Origin of the sequence: Pseudomonas sp. B16120, assembly GCF_044218845.1 — a bacterium.
Taxonomy (GTDB): Bacteria; Pseudomonadota; Gammaproteobacteria; order Pseudomonadales; family Pseudomonadaceae; genus Aquipseudomonas; species Aquipseudomonas paracarnis.
In genome coordinates this window covers 2,669,986-2,687,367 of record NZ_CP162588.1, presented here as the reverse complement: position 1 = coordinate 2,687,367, position 17,382 = coordinate 2,669,986, and the positions used below count along the sequence as shown (strand labels likewise).

Annotated in this window: 14 protein-coding genes and 1 pseudogene; 7 read left to right on the top strand and 8 right to left on the bottom strand. The window is 60.9% G+C overall.

Annotated features, from left to right (window positions below):
• Positions 1–44 precede the first annotated feature (44 nt).
• From AB4P90_RS12675 to AB4P90_RS12650, 6 genes are all read left to right on the top strand, one after another.
• A complete protein-coding gene (locus AB4P90_RS12675) occupies positions 45–2,582 on the top strand; it encodes a hypothetical protein (RefSeq protein ID WP_201915181.1) in 2,538 nt (845 codons plus the stop codon).
• A 238-nt stretch (positions 2,583–2,820) separates the two neighbouring features.
• A complete protein-coding gene (locus AB4P90_RS12670) occupies positions 2,821–4,212 on the top strand; it encodes a GntP family permease (RefSeq protein ID WP_032903867.1) in 1,392 nt (463 codons plus the stop codon).
• A gap of 7 nt (positions 4,213–4,219) precedes the next feature.
• On the top strand, positions 4,220–4,993 hold the full coding sequence (locus tag AB4P90_RS12665) for a 3-hydroxybutyrate dehydrogenase (protein WP_395605941.1): 774 nt from the start codon (positions 4,220–4,222) through the stop codon (positions 4,991–4,993).
• Between the two features lie 127 nt (positions 4,994–5,120).
• A complete protein-coding gene (locus AB4P90_RS12660) occupies positions 5,121–7,076 on the top strand; it encodes an acetoacetate--CoA ligase (RefSeq protein WP_395605940.1) in 1,956 nt (651 codons plus the stop codon).
• A 138-nt stretch (positions 7,077–7,214) separates the two neighbouring features.
• Complete coding sequence (locus AB4P90_RS12655; RefSeq protein ID WP_014718204.1) at positions 7,215–9,752, top strand: PAS domain-containing protein; 2,538 nt, start codon at positions 7,215–7,217, stop codon at positions 9,750–9,752.
• Between the two features lie 43 nt (positions 9,753–9,795).
• Entirely contained in the window at positions 9,796–10,071 is a 276-nt protein-coding gene (locus tag AB4P90_RS12650) for a peptidylprolyl isomerase (protein WP_003174397.1), read from the top strand.
• Positions 10,072–10,230: 159 nt separating this feature from the next.
• Here AB4P90_RS12650 and AB4P90_RS12645 read toward each other — a convergent pair whose 3' ends face one another.
• The 8 genes from AB4P90_RS12645 to AB4P90_RS12610 all read right to left on the bottom strand — a co-directional run bounded on the left by AB4P90_RS12645 (position 10,231) and on the right by AB4P90_RS12610 (position 16,802).
• Positions 10,231–11,136, bottom strand: a complete 906-nt coding sequence (locus AB4P90_RS12645) for a sugar kinase (RefSeq protein WP_014718203.1) — start codon at positions 11,134–11,136, stop codon at positions 10,231–10,233.
• A gap of 128 nt (positions 11,137–11,264) precedes the next feature.
• Entirely contained in the window at positions 11,265–12,473 is a 1,209-nt protein-coding gene (locus AB4P90_RS12640) for an amino acid deaminase (protein WP_395605939.1), read from the bottom strand.
• Positions 12,474–12,482: 9 nt separating this feature from the next.
• Positions 12,483–13,247: an IclR family transcriptional regulator gene (locus AB4P90_RS12635; protein ID WP_395605938.1), complete on the bottom strand. Its 765-nt coding sequence runs from the start codon at positions 13,245–13,247 to the stop codon at positions 12,483–12,485.
• A 134-nt stretch (positions 13,248–13,381) separates the two neighbouring features.
• Positions 13,382–13,771 (bottom strand): RidA family protein, encoded by a 390-nt coding sequence (locus AB4P90_RS12630; RefSeq protein WP_003191822.1) that lies wholly within the window; start codon positions 13,769–13,771, stop codon positions 13,382–13,384.
• Between the two features lie 14 nt (positions 13,772–13,785).
• The gene (locus AB4P90_RS12625) at positions 13,786–14,568 is read right to left on the bottom strand and encodes an amino acid ABC transporter ATP-binding protein (RefSeq protein WP_020301585.1); all 783 of its coding nucleotides are present in this window, start codon (positions 14,566–14,568) and stop codon (positions 13,786–13,788) included.
• The gene (locus AB4P90_RS12620; RefSeq protein WP_014718199.1) at positions 14,565–15,227 is read right to left on the bottom strand and encodes an amino acid ABC transporter permease; all 663 of its coding nucleotides are present in this window, start codon (positions 15,225–15,227) and stop codon (positions 14,565–14,567) included. Before AB4P90_RS12620 ends, AB4P90_RS12625 begins: the two co-directional genes overlap by 4 nt.
• A gap of 11 nt (positions 15,228–15,238) precedes the next feature.
• A complete protein-coding gene (locus tag AB4P90_RS12615; protein ID WP_019817612.1) occupies positions 15,239–15,901 on the bottom strand; it encodes an amino acid ABC transporter permease in 663 nt (220 codons plus the stop codon).
• 52 nt (positions 15,902–15,953) lie between these two features.
• The gene (locus tag AB4P90_RS12610; protein WP_019817613.1) at positions 15,954–16,802 is read right to left on the bottom strand and encodes a transporter substrate-binding domain-containing protein; all 849 of its coding nucleotides are present in this window, start codon (positions 16,800–16,802) and stop codon (positions 15,954–15,956) included.
• A gap of 326 nt (positions 16,803–17,128) precedes the next feature.
• Between AB4P90_RS12610 and AB4P90_RS12605 the strand changes: the two are divergent.
• Positions 17,129–17,353, top strand: a pseudogene (locus AB4P90_RS12605) (thioredoxin); the annotation flags it as partial.
• Between the last annotated feature and the right edge of the window lie 29 nt (positions 17,354–17,382).

The window sequence follows — 17,382 nt, the reverse complement described above, 5'->3', positions numbered from 1 at the left end:
CTGTCGCCGTGTCGATGCACCTTTTTACAGGGACGATCATTGTAATGGGCCACTTTACTGAAACCGCTGACAGGCCTGACGCTTCGCTGGTTTTATACCCGGATGAGCTGCCTGAGCATAAAGACCGGGTCATTTCCCTTAATGGGCGCTGCGAAGCGGTACGGCAGCTGGGCGGCATGACCTTCTTGCGCGTGGCCAGCCACTATTTTTCATTACAAGTGATTGTTCTGGATGCGGCGCTGCGGGATGCCACGGCGCAGATTCGCCAGGCAGACATCATTTCAGTCAGTGGCCGCTTGAGAATCAGACCGGATGTGCTCAAGGAGAGCGTCGACCCGCGAACTCATCCGAATCAGTACGAGGTGGTTCTGGAGCAATTTTCGATTCTTTTGCCAGCGCAAAAAATCGACTTCGTGCCGAGCTCGGAAGCAAAAAACCATCACTTTCACCGGCATCGCCGGCACCAGAACAGTCAACTCGTTGCACTGATCAAGCTGCACCTGGAACGCCAGGGTTTTGTGCAACTGCCACCGCCCGCGTCACTGGGCTTTCATGAACAGCAACGGGTTCGCGAGTTGGTCGCCCTCTGCGACAGCAGCGAATGTGATTCACCGTTGTTCAGTGTCTATACGACCGAACAATTAATGTTTGGCACCCAGCGGTTCTACTTCTTTATCGACGGCGCCGGCAACCTGCCTGACCTGCTACACGTTGTGATTGCTCATCACCAATGCGGTCCTGACGGCTATGAAGGGATATTGAGCGCCATCGCCCGGCAGGTCGTGGAGTTGCTCGCCCCCGACACGCCTTGGCGACTGGATGCGGCCCGGCCACACTGGCCTGCACTGATGCTGCAGACCCAGCCTTCGATGCACATCACAGGCCACACTGGCGACCGGCAATCCCTCGAACCCTCTGGGCAATGGGCTGCAGGACAACGGATCGCCATGCGCAGACGCCTCAAGAGTGCCCTGCCCCCCTTGGACGACATGGCTTCAACCTTGAGCGTGTCACTGGACGCACTCAGGCAGAATCTGGAGGCGGCCTGTCCGCCCAAACGAGGCAAAATACTTGCACAAGAGCTTCAGCCGGGTTCCCACCCCGAACACGCCGAGTCCTATGAGGCATATTCAAAACTGGAATCCGAACACCAGATGCTGTTGGTCGAGCAATCCCTGCAGGGGTTCAACCCCTCGCAGCACATTGCAACTGCCCGCACCTCAGCCCAGGCAGCGTTGCGCTACATGGAACCGGCCCTGGATCACTACGGTATCGACCCGGGCATGGCGCAACGCTTTCTCTCGCTCCAGGCACAACTGCATCCAGACTCCAGCGGCCCCGCTTGCCCTGTGGAATTGTTCCAATTGCTGTGGACCGTACTGGGCAACCCATCAGCCAAGCGCCTGCTTGACAGCAACGCCCACCGTGATCGTCTACTGGCGGTATTCGTCGATCAAAGAATCCTGACGGACGTTCGCCAGCTCGTGTTTATCCACCCCGGCGCAATTGACGCACTGGGAAGCCTGTTTGAACACATACGCGACAAAGATACCCTGGGGCGCCTTCGCACACTTCTGCGCAATGTAATTGCCAGAACCCCGACTGAACTCGCCACTTTACTGACGACCCTGGGCGCGATGTCCCCCGCTGAAGCAATCGCCGCCATCGCACAGACCAAAAAACTCGAAAACGCGGTGAAACATGGTCTGACTACGCCTTACTGGCTGTCACGATGCCTGGACTGCGACGACCCTTCGTCCCTCGTAAATGAGCTGTACCTGAACAATCTAAAAGCCAGCCAGCGCGTATTGGGCAACCATCCGCTATTGCCCTCGTCGACGGAGAACGAAGGTGATACCCAACCGTCGCTCGCAGAGACGATCTATACCCTGTTCAGGCCAATTACCGCCGGCATCAGTGATCTGCAACAAACGCTGTGCGAGTTACGGGATCATTGCGGGCACGTAGAGCGTGCAGGCTTGAAACGATTCAACCGAGGCTTCGTACCGCATTTGCAAGGCTATCGCTATTTCATCAATCAAGAGCGCAAGCCTTATGACCGCCTCCGAATTTATCTTTCAAAAAATGCAGCGTCTTTTTTTGCCAAATCAACGACGGGTATCTGTACCGACATCAACCGTGGGCTGTTCGAAAGAGACGATCACTTTCACCTGAATATTTTCAGCGAGCGACGGGGGCGCCTGGTGGGCAATGTACAACTGTATACCCTGACCATTGGCAGCGAGCCTGCTCTGCTGATTCGCGGCATCAACCCGATCAAGCATTACGCGACCAACGCACTCGTCGATGAACTCCTCGATTGCATCATCGCCTGCGCCACTGACCTTGCTGCCGAAAATGCCTACGCCATGGTGTGCGTTGCACACCAGAACGGCCTCTGGAACTCTAACTCCAATCGCCCAGAGTTGCGTGCTGCCCTGGCGCGACGCTTGGCACACACTGAGCCATTGACGCTGGACCACCCTTTTCACCTTTATACTTACTACCGCACCCCCATCTACCTGTCTGACGTCTATCCGCTATGGCGATCTACGGCGCAAACGCAAAAACTCTCTATCTAGAGACTAAAGCCTCATAAAAGAGACTGTGCGTTGTCACAGACAGCGCCGCAGCGCGTGCTTTGGAAATCGAGTTGGTTTGATCACACCCCGCCAGCACACAGTCTCACAATGGAGACAGCGCCTGAATTAACATCCATTAAATCGTTATTTTTCAAACAGTTATACGATTGGCACGCATTTAGCTATAGCGTTTCCCCAGTGTTACCCCACAAAAATAACAATCCGATGGAGACACACCATGAGTGTGATCATTGCCCTGGCCGCGCTCGCGCTGCTGATGCTGGCCGCCTACCGTGGCTATAGCGTTATCCTGTTCGCCCCCATCGCCGCCCTTGGCGCGGTGCTGCTCACCGACCCGTCCGCTGTCGCCCCTGCCTTTACCGGGGTGTTCATGGAAAAGATGGTCGGTTTTATCAAGCTGTATTTCCCGGTATTCCTGCTCGGTGCGGTGTTCGGCAAGCTCATTGAGCTGTCGGGGTTTTCGCGCTCGATCGTCGCCGCCGCGATCCGCTTGCTCGGCACGCGCCAGGCGATGCTGGTGATTGTGCTGGTCTGCGCCCTGCTCACCTACGGTGGCGTGTCGCTGTTCGTGGTGGTGTTTGCGGTGTACCCGTTCGCCGCCGAGATGTTCCGCCAGAGCAATATCCCCAAGCGCCTGATCCCGGCGACCATCGCCCTCGGCGCCTTCTCGTTCACCATGGACGCCCTACCCGGTACGCCGCAGATCCAGAACATCATCCCCAGCACCTTCTTCAACACCACCGCCTGGGCGGCGCCGTGGCTAGGGCTGATCGGCACGATCTTCGTGTTTTGCGCCGGTATGCTCTACCTCGCACGCCAGCGCAACAAGGCCCAGCGCGCCGGTGAAGGTTATGGCACCGAGTTGCGCAATGAGCCCGAAACCGCCGACAACCTGAGCTTGCCCAACCCGTGGCTCGCGTTGTCGCCGCTGATCCTGGTGGGGGTGATGAACCTGTTGTTCACCCACTGGATCCCGCAGTGGTACGGCAAGACCCACAGCCTCAGCCTGCCGGGCATGAGCGCGCCGGTGACCACCGAAATCGCCAAGCTCACCGCGATCTGGGCGGTGCAGGCGGCGTTGCTGGTGGGGATTGTCGTGGTGCTGGTGTTCGGCTTCTCGGCGATCAGGAGCAAGCTGGCCGAAGGCAGTAAAAGTGCGGTCAGCGGTGCGCTGCTAGCGGCAATGAACACCGCCTCGGAATACGGCTTTGGCGCAGTAATCGCCTCGCTGCCAGGCTTTCTGGTACTGGCGGACTGGCTCAAGGGCATCCCCAACCCGCTGGTCAACGAAGCGATCACCGTGACCTTGCTGGCCGGTATCACCGGCTCCGCTTCCGGCGGCATGAGCATCGCCCTCGCCGCGATGTCCGAGAGCTTTATTGCAGCCGCCCACGCGGCCAATATCCCCCTTGAGGTGCTGCACCGGGTCGCGGCCATGGCCAGCGGCGGCATGGACACCTTGCCCCACAACGGCGCAGTGATCACCCTGCTGGCCGTCACCGGGCTGACCCACCGCGAAGCCTACAAGGACATTTTTGGCATCACGATCATCAAGACCCTTGCGGTGTTCGTGGTGATCGGCACTTTCTACGCCACCGGCATTGTGTGAGGTTTTCATGACAACTTTGAATGGCAAGACCGCCCTCGTCACCGGCTCCACCAGCGGCATCGGCTTAGGGATTGCCCTGAGCCTGGCCAAGGCCGGCGCCAACCTGATTCTCAACGGCTTCGGCGACGCCAGCGCGGTGATCGCCCAGGTACAGGCGTTTGGCGGCAAGGTCGGGCATCACCCGGCAGACGTCAGCGACCCCGCGCAAATTGCCGACATGCTCGCCTACGCCGAGCACGAGTTCGGTGGCGTGGACATCCTGGTCAACAATGCCGGTATCCAGCATGTGGCAGCGGTAGAAGACTTCCCTGTGGAGCGCTGGGATTCGATCATCGCCATCAACCTGTCCTCGGTGTTCCACAGCACACGCCTGAGCTTGCCGGGCATGAAGGCCAAGGGCTGGGGGCGCATCGTCAATATCGCCTCGGTGCATGGGCGAGTCGGCTCAGTGGGCAAGGCGGCGTATGTGGCGGCCAAACATGGGGTGATCGGCCTCACCAAGGTGGTGGGCCTGGAAACCGCCACCAGCAATGTCACCTGCAACGCCATCTGCCCGGGCTGGGTGCTGACGCCGCTGGTGCAGAAGCAGATTGATGATCGCGTGGCTACCGGGGTCGACCCACAGCAAGCGCAGCAGGGTCTCCTGGCGGAGAAACAGCCGTCGCTGGAGTTTGTGACGCCGTCGCAGCTCGGGGAGCTGGTGTTGTTCTTGTGCAGTGAAGCCGGTGCCCAGGTGCGCGGCGCGGCCTGGAACATCGATGGTGGCTGGCTGGCCCAGTAAACCCGTGATGATCGTTCCCACGCTCTGCGTGGGCACGCAGACCGGGGCGCTCCGCGCCCCAAAAGTGGACGCAGAGCGTCCAGTCAGGCATTCCCACGCGAAGCGTGGGAACGAGAAGAGGCAGCTTATGTCCGACATCCTCTGGCAACCGTCCCCGGAACGCATCGCCAACACGCGCATGGATCAGTTCCGCCGCTTCATCAACCAACGCCACGGCGTGCAGCTCCACGACTACCCCGCCCTGCACCAATGGAGCATCGACCAACGCCCGGACTTCTGGCAGGCGATTGTCGCGTTCTTTGACGTGCAGTTTCGCAGCCCGCCCACGGTGACCCTGATCGAAGACATCGAGATGCCCAGCGCCCAATGGTTTCCCGGCGCCACCCTGAACTTTGCCGAACACCTGTTGCGCCGCCGCGACGATCATCCTGCTGTGGTGGCTGTCAGCGAAGACGGCCGACGTGAACAATTGAGCTATGCGCAGCTGGCGGAACACGTGGCCGGCCTGCAAAAAAGCCTGCGGGCGGCCGGGGTCGGCATAGGTGACCGAGTGGCCGCGTGCATGCCCAACACCTGGCAAACCCTGGTCGGCATGCTCGCCACCACCAGCCTCGGTGCGATCTGGTCGTGCTCCTCGCCAGATTTCGGCACCCAGGGCGTCATCGACCGCTTCGGCCAAATCGAGCCCAAGGTGCTGATCACCTGCGCAGGCTACCGCTATGCCGGCAAGCGCATCGACCAGAGCGCCAAGCTCAATGAAATCCTTGAACGCCTGCCCTCCCTGCAACAGCTGATCATCGTGCCTTACACCAAGCCCGAGGCGCAGGCTGGGGACTACGCCACCCACGCCCACGTCGCGCTGTGGGACGACTTCTATCAAGCCGGCGGCGAACCGGAATTTGTCGCGGTGCCGTTCGATCACCCGCTGTATATCCTCTATTCCAGCGGCACCACCGGCATCCCCAAGTGCATCATCCACGGCACTGGCGGCGTATTGCTGACGCACCTCAAGGAACACGGCCTGCATGCCGACCTGAACCGCGAGGACTGCCTGTTCTACTACACCACCTGCGGCTGGATGATGTGGAACTGGCTGGTGTCGGTGCTGGCGATCGGCGCCACCGCGGTGCTGTACGACGGCTCGCCGTTCCATCCCGGCCCCGAACGCTTGATCGACCTGATCGATGCGGAAAAAATCAGCGTGTTCGGCACCAGCCCCAAATTTCTCGCCACCCTGGAAAAATCCGGGTTGCAGCCGCGCTTGAGCCACGACCTGGGCAGCCTCAAGGGTCTGATTTCGACCGGCTCGCCGTTGTCGCCCCAGAGTTACGACTACGTGTACCGCGAGATCAAGGCTGAGCTGTGCCTGTCCTCGATGTCCGGTGGCACCGACATTGTCTCCTGCTTTGTGATCGGCAACCCGGTGCTGCCGGTACGGCGCGGTGAAATGCAGTGCAAGAGCCTGGCCATGGCCATCGAAGTGTGGGACGACCAGGGCCGGCCCCTGATCGGGGAGAAAGGCGAACTGGTGTGCACCCGGCACTTCCCTGCCATGCCCATCGGGCTGTGGAATGACCCGCAACAGCAAAAACTGCGCGCCTCGTATTTCAGCCAGTTCCCCGGCGTGTGGGCACAGGGTGACTATGCCGAGCAACGCGCCAACGGCAGCCTGTTGATCCACGGGCGTTCCGATGCGGTGCTCAACCCCGGCGGCGTGCGCATTGGCACCGCCGAGATTTATCGCCAGGTGGAAAAGGTCCCGCAGGTGCTGGAAAGCCTCGCCATCGGTCAACGCTGGCAGGACGACGTGCGCGTGGTGCTGTTTGTGCGCCTGGATGATGGAATTGAACTGGACGAGGCGCTGCAACAGCAGATCCGCCAGGTGATTCGCGCCAACACCACACCGCGGCACGTGCCGGCGAAGATCCTCGCTGTCACGGATATCCCCCGCACCATCAGCGGCAAAATCGTCGAATTGGCGGTGCGCAATGTGGTGCATGGCGAGCCGGTGAAAAACACCGATGCCCTGGCCAACCCCCAGGCACTGGAGCAATTTCGCCACAGAGCTGAGCTGGCCGATTAGATGAAAGGTTTCAGCGCTGACACAGCGTTTTGAAGAAAAACCCTCAAGGCATGCTATTTTTCCGGGGTAGCCACCCCTTGTCGTTCCTTGGGACAATGGGTGTTGTCATTTTTCAAAGCGTCAGGCTCAGGGCTTTTTATGAATGGAACATCCACCGGTAGCGAAGCCGCTGCATTGATCAGGCGGCTGGACTGGGCGCAAAGCCCCCTCGGTGAGGCCAGTGAGTGGCCGCAAAGCCTGCGCACTGCTGTCGATATCGTCGTGCATTCACCCATGCCAATGGTGCTGCTGTGGGGCCCACACCTCATACAACTCTATAACGATGGCTTTGCCCACCTGATAGGCGGCAAGCACCCCGGCGCTCTGGGCCAGCCGGCGCACCACACTTGGCCCGAACTGGAAAGCTTCGCCGCGCCGGTCTACGACGCCGTGCTCGGCGGCCAGGTGCGCACCTTCAGCGAGCAACGCTTTGTGCTGCAACGCGAGGGCCGCGACACCGAGATATGGCTCGACCTGACCTACAGCCCGGTGCGCGATGAAAGCTGCCGGGTGGCCGGCATCCTGGTCACGGCCATTGAAACCAATGAGCGGCGCAGCAAAACCCTCGAACTGCAACAGCGCTCCGAAGCCAGCCTCAAGGCCCAGCACAACACCGAGCAGCGCCTGCAACTGGCACTGGCGGCCACCGACGCGGTAGGCACCTGGGACTGGGATATCGGCGAAGACCGTTTCATCGCCGACGCCCATTTCGCCTACCTGCATGGCGTCGACCCCAACGATTCGAGCCTGCTGCCCATCAGCGCCTACCTGCATGGTGTGCACCCTGAGGACCGGGGAACGGTGACGCGCAGCATCAAGCATTGCATTACCCATGGCACCGAATACGCCGAGGAGTATCGCTTGCTGCAAGCCGACGGCCAGGTGCGCTGGGTGTTCGCCCGTGGCCGCTGCTACAAGGATCAACAGGGCCGGCCTGCGCGTTTCCTCGGCGCCGCGCTGGACCTCACCGAGCGTAAAAACACCGAGCAAGCCCTGCGCCAGAGCCAGACCGAGCTGCAACTGATCATCAACGCCATGCCGGTGTTGATCGGCTACGTTGACCACGACCAGCGCTTTCGCCTCAACAACAGCGCTTACCTGGACTGGTACGGCAAGACGCCCCAGGAGCTGTACGGCAAAACCATCCGCGAAGTACTTGGCGACGAGGTGTATGCCGGGCGCGCAGACAAGATCGCCGCCGCGCTCAAGGGCAAAGCGTGCAGCTTCATGACGGTGACGCCTCATCGCGATGGCCGCCCGCGCCATGCACTGATGAAGTACCTGCCGCGCTTTAGCAGTGACGGCTCGGTGAATGGTTTCTACATCTTTGTGATCGACGAGACCGAACGCAAGCTCACCGAAGAAGCCCTGCGCCACCTCAACGAGAACCTTGAAGAACGCGTGGCCCAGCGCACCCAGGCGCTGGCCGAAGCCAACCAGCGCCTGCAAAACGAGATGTTCGAGCGCGAGCGTGCCGAAGATGCCCTGCGCCATGCGCAGAAGATGGAAGCGGTCGGCCAGCTCACCGGCGGTATCGCCCATGACTTCAACAACATGCTCACCGGCATCATCGGCAGCCTCGACCTGATGCAGCGTTACATTGCCGCCGGACGCAGCGACGATATCGGCCGTTTTGCCGATGCCGCCGTGTCCTCCGCCCACCGCGCCGCCGCCCTCACCCACCGGCTGCTGGCGTTCTCGCGACGCCAGTCGCTGGACCGTCGCCCCACCGACCCCAACCAACTGGTGGCGTCCCTGGAAGACCTGTTCCGGCGCACCAAGGGCGCGCATATCGAACTCAAGGTAAAACTGGGCAAGGACACCTGGCCGGTGAACACCGATGCCAGCCAATTGGAAAACGCCCTGCTCAACCTGGTGATCAACGCCCGCGACGCCATGCCCGACGGCGGCGAGCTGCTGATCGAAACCGCCAACAGTTACCTGGACGGCACCGACATCACCACCCTGGAACCGGTCAAGGCTGGCGACTATGTGATGCTTGGCGTGAGCGACAACGGCAGCGGCATGGCGCCGAAAATCCTCGCCAAGGCGTTCGACCCGTTCTTCACCACCAAACCCATCGGCCAAGGCACTGGCCTTGGGTTGTCGATGATCTACGGTTTTGCCCAGCAATCCGGCGGCCACGTGACCATCCAGAGCGAACCGGGCCAGGGCACCTGCGTGCGCCTGTACCTGCCGCGTTTGTATGGCACCGCACTGGAAAGCAGCCTGCCTACCAGCCTGACCGAAGCCCCCGTGGCCCTGGCCGGTGAAGCGGTGGTGGTGGTCGAGGACGACCCGGCGGTGCGTATGCTGGTGGTCAATGTACTCGACGAACTGGGCTATACCGCTCACCAGGCGGCGGATGCGCGTGCGGCGCTGCCGTTGCTGGAATCGGATTTGCGCGTGGACTTGCTGGTGACCGACGTTGGCTTGCCCGGCATGAACGGCCGGCAACTGGCGGAAATCGCCCGCCAGCATCGCCCCGGCCTGCGCGTGCTGTTCATGACCGGTTATGCCGAGAAAGCCGCCGAACGCCAGGGGTTCCTGGAGGACGGCATGGACATGGTCGCCAAGCCTTTTTCCATTGACCTGTTGGCCAACAAAATCCGTAGCATGATCGGCGTCGAGGCCTGAGTTCAGGCATAATCGCGCGCCGTCGCACAGCTGGTAGAGCCCCATGAAAGCCCAAGCCCGTCATATCCTGGTGAAAACCAGCGAAGAAGCCGAACAACTCAAGCAGCGTATTGCCAAAGGCGAAGCCTTTGATGTGCTGGCCAAGAAGTACTCCACCTGCCCGTCGGGCAAACGCGGTGGTGACCTGGGCGAAGTGCGGCCCGGGCAGATGGTGGGGGCGATTGATGCGGTGATCTTCAAGAAACCGGTGAAGGTGGTGCACGGGCCGATCAAGAGCAAGTTTGGCTATCACCTGGTGCAGGTGTTTTACCGCGATTGAGTGGATGGCTTCAGTCCGCTATCGCAGGCAAGCCAGCTCCCACATCCGATCGTTCCCACGCTCTGCGTGGGAATGCCTCACTGGACGCTCTGCGTCCGCTTCTCGGACGCGGAGCGTCCCGGGCTGCGCTCCCACGCAGAGCGTGGGAACGATCAGTGATCATCTCGGTATCAGCGCCCCGGGCACCTGAATCACCCGGCTTGCCAACCGATGCCCCGCCAGTGCGGCGTCTTGGGGCGAACCACCGTTGAGCCGACTGGCCAGATACGCCGCACTGAACGAATCCCCCGCCGCCGTGGTGTCCACCACCTTCTCCACTTTCAACGCCGGCACCGCAAAGCGCTCGCCCGCGCAACGAATCAAGCACGCATCCGCTCCCCGCTTGAGCACCACTTCTGCAATCGAGGGATACGCCGCAAACACCTGCTCGCTATCCTCATAGCCGAACAACGCGCGTTCGTCATCCTCGGTGAGCAAGGCAATGTCCACTGCGGCCAACACCCTGCGATACGCCTCACGGGCCGTTTGCACATCGGCCCACAGCCTGGGCCGGTAGTTGTTATCGAACACCACCTTGGCGCCACGCTGGCGGGCTTCGATCAGCGCCTGCAGTAAGCGCTCACGCCCGATGTCTCCCAGCACCGCCAGGGTAATGCCACTGAAATACACCACGTCATAGCCCGGCAATGCCGCCAGGACCGGCTCGGCGGCAGGCGTGGTGAAGCAGTCGCGCACGGCCGCTTCGTTGCGCCAGTAGAGGAATTTACGTTCGCCCTGGGCATCAGTCTGGATGCAATACAAGCCCGGCAGGCGCCCAGGCAGACGCTGGACCCTGCCCAGGCCAAGGCCTTCGGCGTGCCAATGCTCACACATGGCATCGCTGAAGCTGTCATCGCCCAGGGCGGTGACGTAGTCAACGCTGCCGGCATCGCCCAGCTCGCGACGCAGGTACACCGCAGTGTTCAGGGTGTCGCCGCCGAAGCTCTGGTGCAGGCTGCCGTCGGCGCGGTGTTGCAGTTCGATCATGCATTCGCCGATGAGGGCGATGCGGGGGTGGGTGTTCATGGCAAAGTTCTCAGGTGTGCTGGAGGGCCCCATCGCGGGCAAGCCCGACTCCCGCATTCGACTGCATTCCTTCAGTTAAAACGCGGTCACTGTGGGAGCTGGCTTGCCTGCGATAGCCGCGACTCGGTCTAGAAGCACGTACGCAGAGACTCGACCACCTGCAACTGCTCATCCACCAGGCACCCCACCTGCCATTTATCAAAGGTCAGGCAAGGGTGGGACGTACCAAAGGAAATGATGTCGCCAATACGCAATTCAACCCCGGGCGCCACGGTCATGAACGCATGCTGGTCCATTACCGCCGTGACCTTGCACCCGCTCACATCATCACCTTGCGCCGGCACGATCCCGGCCTTGTAGCACTTGAGTGGCACCGGCAAACCGGCGTCGTAGGCCACGTCGCGCTTGCCCAGGGCAACCACCGCAAAACCAGGCTCCGGCAACGACTGCACATGCGCCCAGACTTCCATTGCCGGGCGCAGGCCCTCGTTGAGGTCGCTGCGGCGTTCGAGTACACAGCACTGCGCCTCTTTGTAGATGCCATGGTCGTGGGCCACGTAACTGCCTGGGCGCAACACGCTGAGGAAACGGCCGGCGGCGTTCTGCGTTTCGAACGACTCGGCGATCAGGTCGTACCAGGCCGAGCCCGATGCGGTGATGATCGGCGTGGGCAGGTCGAACAGGCCGCTGTCTTGCAGCTCGACCGCCAGGCTCACCAGGCTGGCGGCGAAGGCGCGGATACCACTGATGGCGTGCTCGCCGTGGATCACGCCTTCGTAACCCTCGATACCGGTGAGGGCCAAGGCCGGCTGGGCCTGGACCGCCTTGGCCAGGTCGCGCACTTGCTGCTCGCTGCGACAGCCGCACCGGCCACCGACCACGCCATACTCGATCATCACATTGAGGCGCTGACCACGGGCGGCGAAGAACAGGCCCAGGTCGGCAACGTTGTCCGGGTGATCGACCATGCAATGAAAGTCAAAATCCTTGTCGGCCAGCAGGTCCGCGATCAAGGCCATGTTCGCTGCGCCCACCAGTTGGTTGGCCATCAGCACGCGACGCACGCCGCTGGCGTAGGCGGCGCGGGTCTGCACGGCGGTAGCCAGGGTGATGCCCCAGGCACCGGCGGTGATCTGGCGCTGGAACAGCGCGGGCATCATGCTGGTCTTGCCGTGGGGCGCCAGCTCGGCGCCGCTGCTGCGGACAAAGTCCTGCATCCAGCGGATGTTATGTTCCAGGGCGTCACGGTGCAGCACCAGGGCCGGCAGGCTGACATCGCGAACCAAATGGGCACCGACGGCAGCGGCACCTTTTTCAACGGCGTTGAGGGCAGACATGGAAAACTCCTATTCGTTGATGCGCCGGGCCAGGCTGTTGGCACTGTCGATCAGTACCCGGCGATAGTCGTGGTAGTTTTTGCTCGCATCAGCCCGAGGGGCGACGATGCACAGGGTCGCGATGCTGATGCCCTGGGCATCGCGCACCGGGGCGGCAAAACAATGGGTGAAGGTGTCGGCCACACTGTCGAAGGAGAAGAACCCATCCAGGCTGGCCTGGCGGATCTGCGCCAGGAAAGTGTCCAGCGGCAGGCGCAGGCCGTCCGGCAGGATGAAGTCGTCGGGATCGATCAGGTCGACGATCTGCTGATCGCTCAAATGCCCCAGCAACAAGCGCCCCGAGGCGGTCCAGGGAATGGGGGCGTTTTCACCGATATCCGAAGAAATACGGAAATGCCGCTGGCCCTCGCGCATCAGCGCCACCGTGTATTTGCGCCCGTTGAGCAGGCACATCTGCGCGGTTTCGTGGGTCTGGCTGACGATCTCCTGCAAGGCGTGGTCGGCCTCGCGGGTCAGGTCGAAGTGACGCAAGTGTGCCTGGCCGAGGAAATACAGCTGGCGCCCCAGGTACACGTGGCCGTCGTTGCCCACGGTCTCCAGGATGCGCCGCTCCAGCAACGACGCCACCAGTTCGTAGACCGTGGATTTGGGGCTGCCGATGCCGCTGGCAATATCATTCGGGCGCAGGGGCTGGCCGATTTCCTTGAGAAAATCGAGGATATCGAACGCACGGTCCAGGCCTTTGGCGCGGCGTTTGATGGTGTCTTCGGTCATGGCAGTACTCGGTCCCGTTCCAGATGATCGTTCCCACGCTCTGCGTGGGAATGCATGCGGTGACGCTCTGCGTCACAAGCGCGGACGCAGAGCGTCCAAGGCGGTATTCCCACGCAGAGCGTGGGAATGATCAGTTAGGCCTTTTTCTTGTAGGCCACGCAATCAATCTCGACCTTGCAATCGACCATCATATTGGCCTGCACACAGGCACGCGCCGGGGCGTGTTCCGGGGTGAAGTATTCGCCGAACACCTTGTTGAAGCTCCAGAAGTCCCGTGGGTCTTCCAACCATACGCCCACCCGAACCACATCCTTGAGCTCGTAGCCGGCCTCTTCGAGGATCGCCACCACGTTGCGCATCGTCTGGCGGGTTTGCTCGATGATGCCGCCGTTGATGATTTCACCGTCCACCGCAGGTACCTGGCCCGACACGTACAGCCAGCCATCGGCTTCCACAGCGCGGGCGAACGGGCGTGGCTGGCCGCCACCTGCGGTGCTGCCGGTGCCGTAACGAGTAATGCTCATATAGTTGCTCCTTGTTAAAAACGAATGTTCTTGAGAAATTCCGCCAGTCGCGGCGACTGCGGCCGCTCGAATATATCTTTCGCGCTGCCCTGCTCTTCAATGCGGCCCTGGTTCATGAACACTATCTGGTCCGAAACTTCATAGGCAAAGCGCATCTCGTGGGTGACCAACAACATGGTCATGCCCTCCTCCGCCAGCCCCTTGATCACGCTGAGCACTTCGCCCACCAACTCCGGGTCGAGGGCCGAGGTGACTTCATCGAACAGCATCAGGCTGGGGTTCATGGCAATGGCCCGGGCAATGGCCACACGTTGTTGCTGGCCGCCGGACAATTGGCCGGGAAAGTGATTGCGGCGTTCCAGCAGGCCGACACGGTCCAACCATTTTTCGGCCAGGGCTACCGCTTCATCCTTGCCCATCTTCTTGACCTTGAGCAAGCCGAGGGTAACGTTCTGCAGCGCAGTCAGGTGCGGGAACAGGTTGAATTGCTGGAATGCCATGCCGGTCATTGCGCGGTGCTGGGCGATCACCCGCTCCGGGTGGCGTACGCGCTTGCCGCCAACATCGCTGTAACCAATGGACTCGCCATCCAGGGTGATCTGCCCGCCCTGGAACTCCTCCAGCAGGTTCACGCAGCGCAGCAAGGTGGTCTTGCCCGAGCCGCTGGAACCGATCAACGTCACCACATTGCCGCGCTGCATGGACAGGTCGACGCCCTTGAGCACTTCCACCTGGCCGTATTGTTTACGCAGGCCACGAATGTCCAGCAGCGCTGGGTTGGTTTGAGCTTGGTTCATGGCAAGGCCACCCGTTTTTCAATGTAGCGCCCGAATAATTCGATGGCGTAGTTGATGACAAAGAACAGAAAACCGGCGAACAGGTAGAACTCCAGGGTCATGAAGGTGCGCGCGATCACCTGCTGAGTACTGAGCAGCAATTCGGCCACGCCGATCACCGACAGCAAGGTGGAAGCCTTGACAATTTCCGTGGAGGAATTGACCCAGGTCGGCAAAATCTGCCGCAGCGCCTGGGGCAACAGCACGTAGCCCAGGGACTGATAAAACGTCAGGCCAATCGCCTTACCCGCTTCCATTTGCCCACGGGGAATGGCTTGCAGCGCGCCGCGCACGATTTCCGATACATGGGAGCCACAGAACAAGGTGAGCCCGACCGCACCGGCCTGGAACGCACTGATTTGCCAGCCAAGGGCCGGCAGCATGTAGAAACACGCCAACACCAGTACAAACACCGGCGTGCCACGGATCAAATCGACATACAGACGGAACGGCGCGCGCATCCAGAATTTGCCGTAGGTGAGGATCAACCCGGCGACGATGCCGATCAGGGTGCCAAAGACAATCGCCAGCGCCGAGACCGCCACGCTTGCCTGAAAGCCAGCCCAAAGGGTCTCGCGGGCGATCCACAATTCATGCAGCCAACTGGGGGATTCGTACATGGGACCCTTCCTTAACGACGGATAGCCAAACGCTGTTCCAGGTAACGGAGCAGCATGGCAATCAGGTAACAGGCAGCCACGTAGAGCGCGGTCGTGACCAGCCAGGTTTCAATCACCCGATAGCTTTCGACGTTGATCTTGCGGGCGTAATAGGTCAGCTCCGGCACCGCGATCGCAGCGGCCAGGGAGGTGTCCTTGAACAGCGAGATAAAGTTGTTCGACAGCGCCGGCAGCACGTTGCGCAGCATTACCGGCACGGTGATGTAAGCGCGAATCCGCCACTCCCCCAGGCCGATGGCCAGGCCGGCTTCCCGCAAACCCTTGGGAATATTCACCAGGCCTGCGCGGAACACTTCGGTGAGATAGGCACCGGCATACAACGACAGGGTGATGATGAACGAGGGAATCTTATCCAGGCGAATACCCAGGGAGGGCAAGGCGAAGTAGATCAACAGGATCAACACCAGGATGGGGGTGTTGCGCACCACCGTCACATACACCGAGGCAAGAATACGCAACGCACGGTGCCTGGAGAGCATGGCAAACGCCATCAACAGGCCGATCACGCAGCCGATGGCGATCGACAGCAACGCCAACTGCAACCCCAGGCCGAGCCCCGCCAGCAAGGTGTCGAAATCACGCCAGACGGCGGCAAAGTTCAACTGATAGTTCATGGTCAGCAGCACCTGAAGGGGGCGTGTTCAGGCACGCCCCTATTGTTGCGGGTCACTTGAATTCCACGGGAAAACCAATCGCCGGTTCTGGCAGATCCACGCCAAACCACTGCTTGAACGAGGCTTTATAGGTGGGGAACTCCACACCGGTCATGGCTTCGTGCAGCGCGGTATTGACGAAGTTCAACCAGTCCTGGTCGCCGCGCTTGACCGCGCAGGCGTAGGTTTGCGGGCTCCAGGCGTAGGTGGGGCTGCGGTAGCGGCCAGGGTTCTGCACCATCAGGTATTTGACCGAGGACTGATCGGTGGCGGCGGCATCGGCGCGGCCTGAGTTCACGGCCTGGTACATCAGGTCGACACTGTCGTACTGGTCGACCTTGGCCTTGGGCAGCGCCTGGTGCACCAACTCTTCGGCGTATACGTTTTGCAGCACTGCCACGGTAACGTCATCACCTGCGGCTTGGAGATCTTCGATTTCCTTGTACTTGCTGTTGTTGGGCAGCAGCAGGCCGACGCCTTCCCGGTAGTACGGCAGGGTGAAGGCCACCTGCTGCGCACGGCTGGCGGTGACGGTGATGAACTGGCAGCTCATGTCGACCTTGTCGGTGAGCAGGTTGGGAATACGTGCATCGGACGACTGCACCACAAACTCCACCTTGCTCGGGTCATTGAACAAGCCTTTGGCCACGATGCGGCCGATGTCGATATCAAATCCCTGCAACTTGCCATCCGCTCCCTGGAAGTGCCACGGCGCATTGGTACTGCCTGTACCTACGATCAAGTGCCCACGCTTGAGCACATCATCGAGCTTGCTGTCCGCCGCCTGCACCAGGCTGGCGAAGGAAGCCGATGCAGCGACGAGAAAAACACACGCTTTGAATACGGAAGGTCGGTGATGCATGACAAGCACTCCAGGGATTGTGTATTCCGCTATACCGGAACTTGGTATGTAACAACGGAATAGACAGCAGAAAGTGTGCCACAGACGCTGGAGGAAACCTATGGGGGTAATAAATGCGTTAGGGATCAGCGTGATAGCGATTGCAGAGATAAACAGCGTTGCGCCGTCGTCGCATGGCAGTGCTACGCAACGCCCCACAACGGTGTTACAGCGCACCTAGACGGGTCGAGTGCAAGTGACGCGCACCTGTGAAGGTTGACAGTAGACGGTGACGACCCTCCGGCTTAGCGTGAGCAAAAACCAACACGGCAGGCAGGAGGATCAACATGGGAGTCGCCACGCGCAGAATTTCCAGCGCCCAAGGGTTCAATCGGGTACTGAACACACCGCGCCCGGTGTTTATTCTTTTTTTTTCAGAGCACTGCCCCGCTTGCGCGCAGGCATGCCACTTATTCGAACAGACCGCGTGGAAGCATCCCTGGATAGTCAGCCTGTCACTCGACTGCGCCCATACGCCGAGGCACCCTGACGTGACGGGCACCCCGACGCTGCTGATCTACCTGAAGGGGGCCGTGGTAGA

Coding starts and splice junctions, on each gene's coding strand:
- AB4P90_RS12675 (WP_201915181.1), top strand. CDS start 45: ATGGGCCACTTTACTGAAACCGCTGACAGGCCTGACGCTTCGCTGGTT.
- AB4P90_RS12670 (WP_032903867.1), top strand. CDS start 2,821: ATGAGTGTGATCATTGCCCTGGCCGCGCTCGCGCTGCTGATGCTGGCC.
- AB4P90_RS12665 (WP_395605941.1), top strand. CDS start 4,220: ATGACAACTTTGAATGGCAAGACCGCCCTCGTCACCGGCTCCACCAGC.
- AB4P90_RS12660 (WP_395605940.1), top strand. CDS start 5,121: ATGTCCGACATCCTCTGGCAACCGTCCCCGGAACGCATCGCCAACACG.
- AB4P90_RS12655 (WP_014718204.1), top strand. CDS start 7,215: ATGAATGGAACATCCACCGGTAGCGAAGCCGCTGCATTGATCAGGCGG.
- AB4P90_RS12650 (WP_003174397.1), top strand. CDS start 9,796: ATGAAAGCCCAAGCCCGTCATATCCTGGTGAAAACCAGCGAAGAAGCC.
- AB4P90_RS12645 (WP_014718203.1), bottom strand. CDS start 11,136: ATGAACACCCACCCCCGCATCGCCCTCATCGGCGAATGCATGATCGAA.
- AB4P90_RS12640 (WP_395605939.1), bottom strand. CDS start 12,473: ATGTCTGCCCTCAACGCCGTTGAAAAAGGTGCCGCTGCCGTCGGTGCC.
- AB4P90_RS12635 (WP_395605938.1), bottom strand. CDS start 13,247: ATGACCGAAGACACCATCAAACGCCGCGCCAAAGGCCTGGACCGTGCG.
- AB4P90_RS12630 (WP_003191822.1), bottom strand. CDS start 13,771: ATGAGCATTACTCGTTACGGCACCGGCAGCACCGCAGGTGGCGGCCAG.
- AB4P90_RS12625 (WP_020301585.1), bottom strand. CDS start 14,568: ATGAACCAAGCTCAAACCAACCCAGCGCTGCTGGACATTCGTGGCCTG.
- AB4P90_RS12620 (WP_014718199.1), bottom strand. CDS start 15,227: ATGTACGAATCCCCCAGTTGGCTGCATGAATTGTGGATCGCCCGCGAG.
- AB4P90_RS12615 (WP_019817612.1), bottom strand. CDS start 15,901: ATGAACTATCAGTTGAACTTTGCCGCCGTCTGGCGTGATTTCGACACC.
- AB4P90_RS12610 (WP_019817613.1), bottom strand. CDS start 16,802: ATGCATCACCGACCTTCCGTATTCAAAGCGTGTGTTTTTCTCGTCGCT.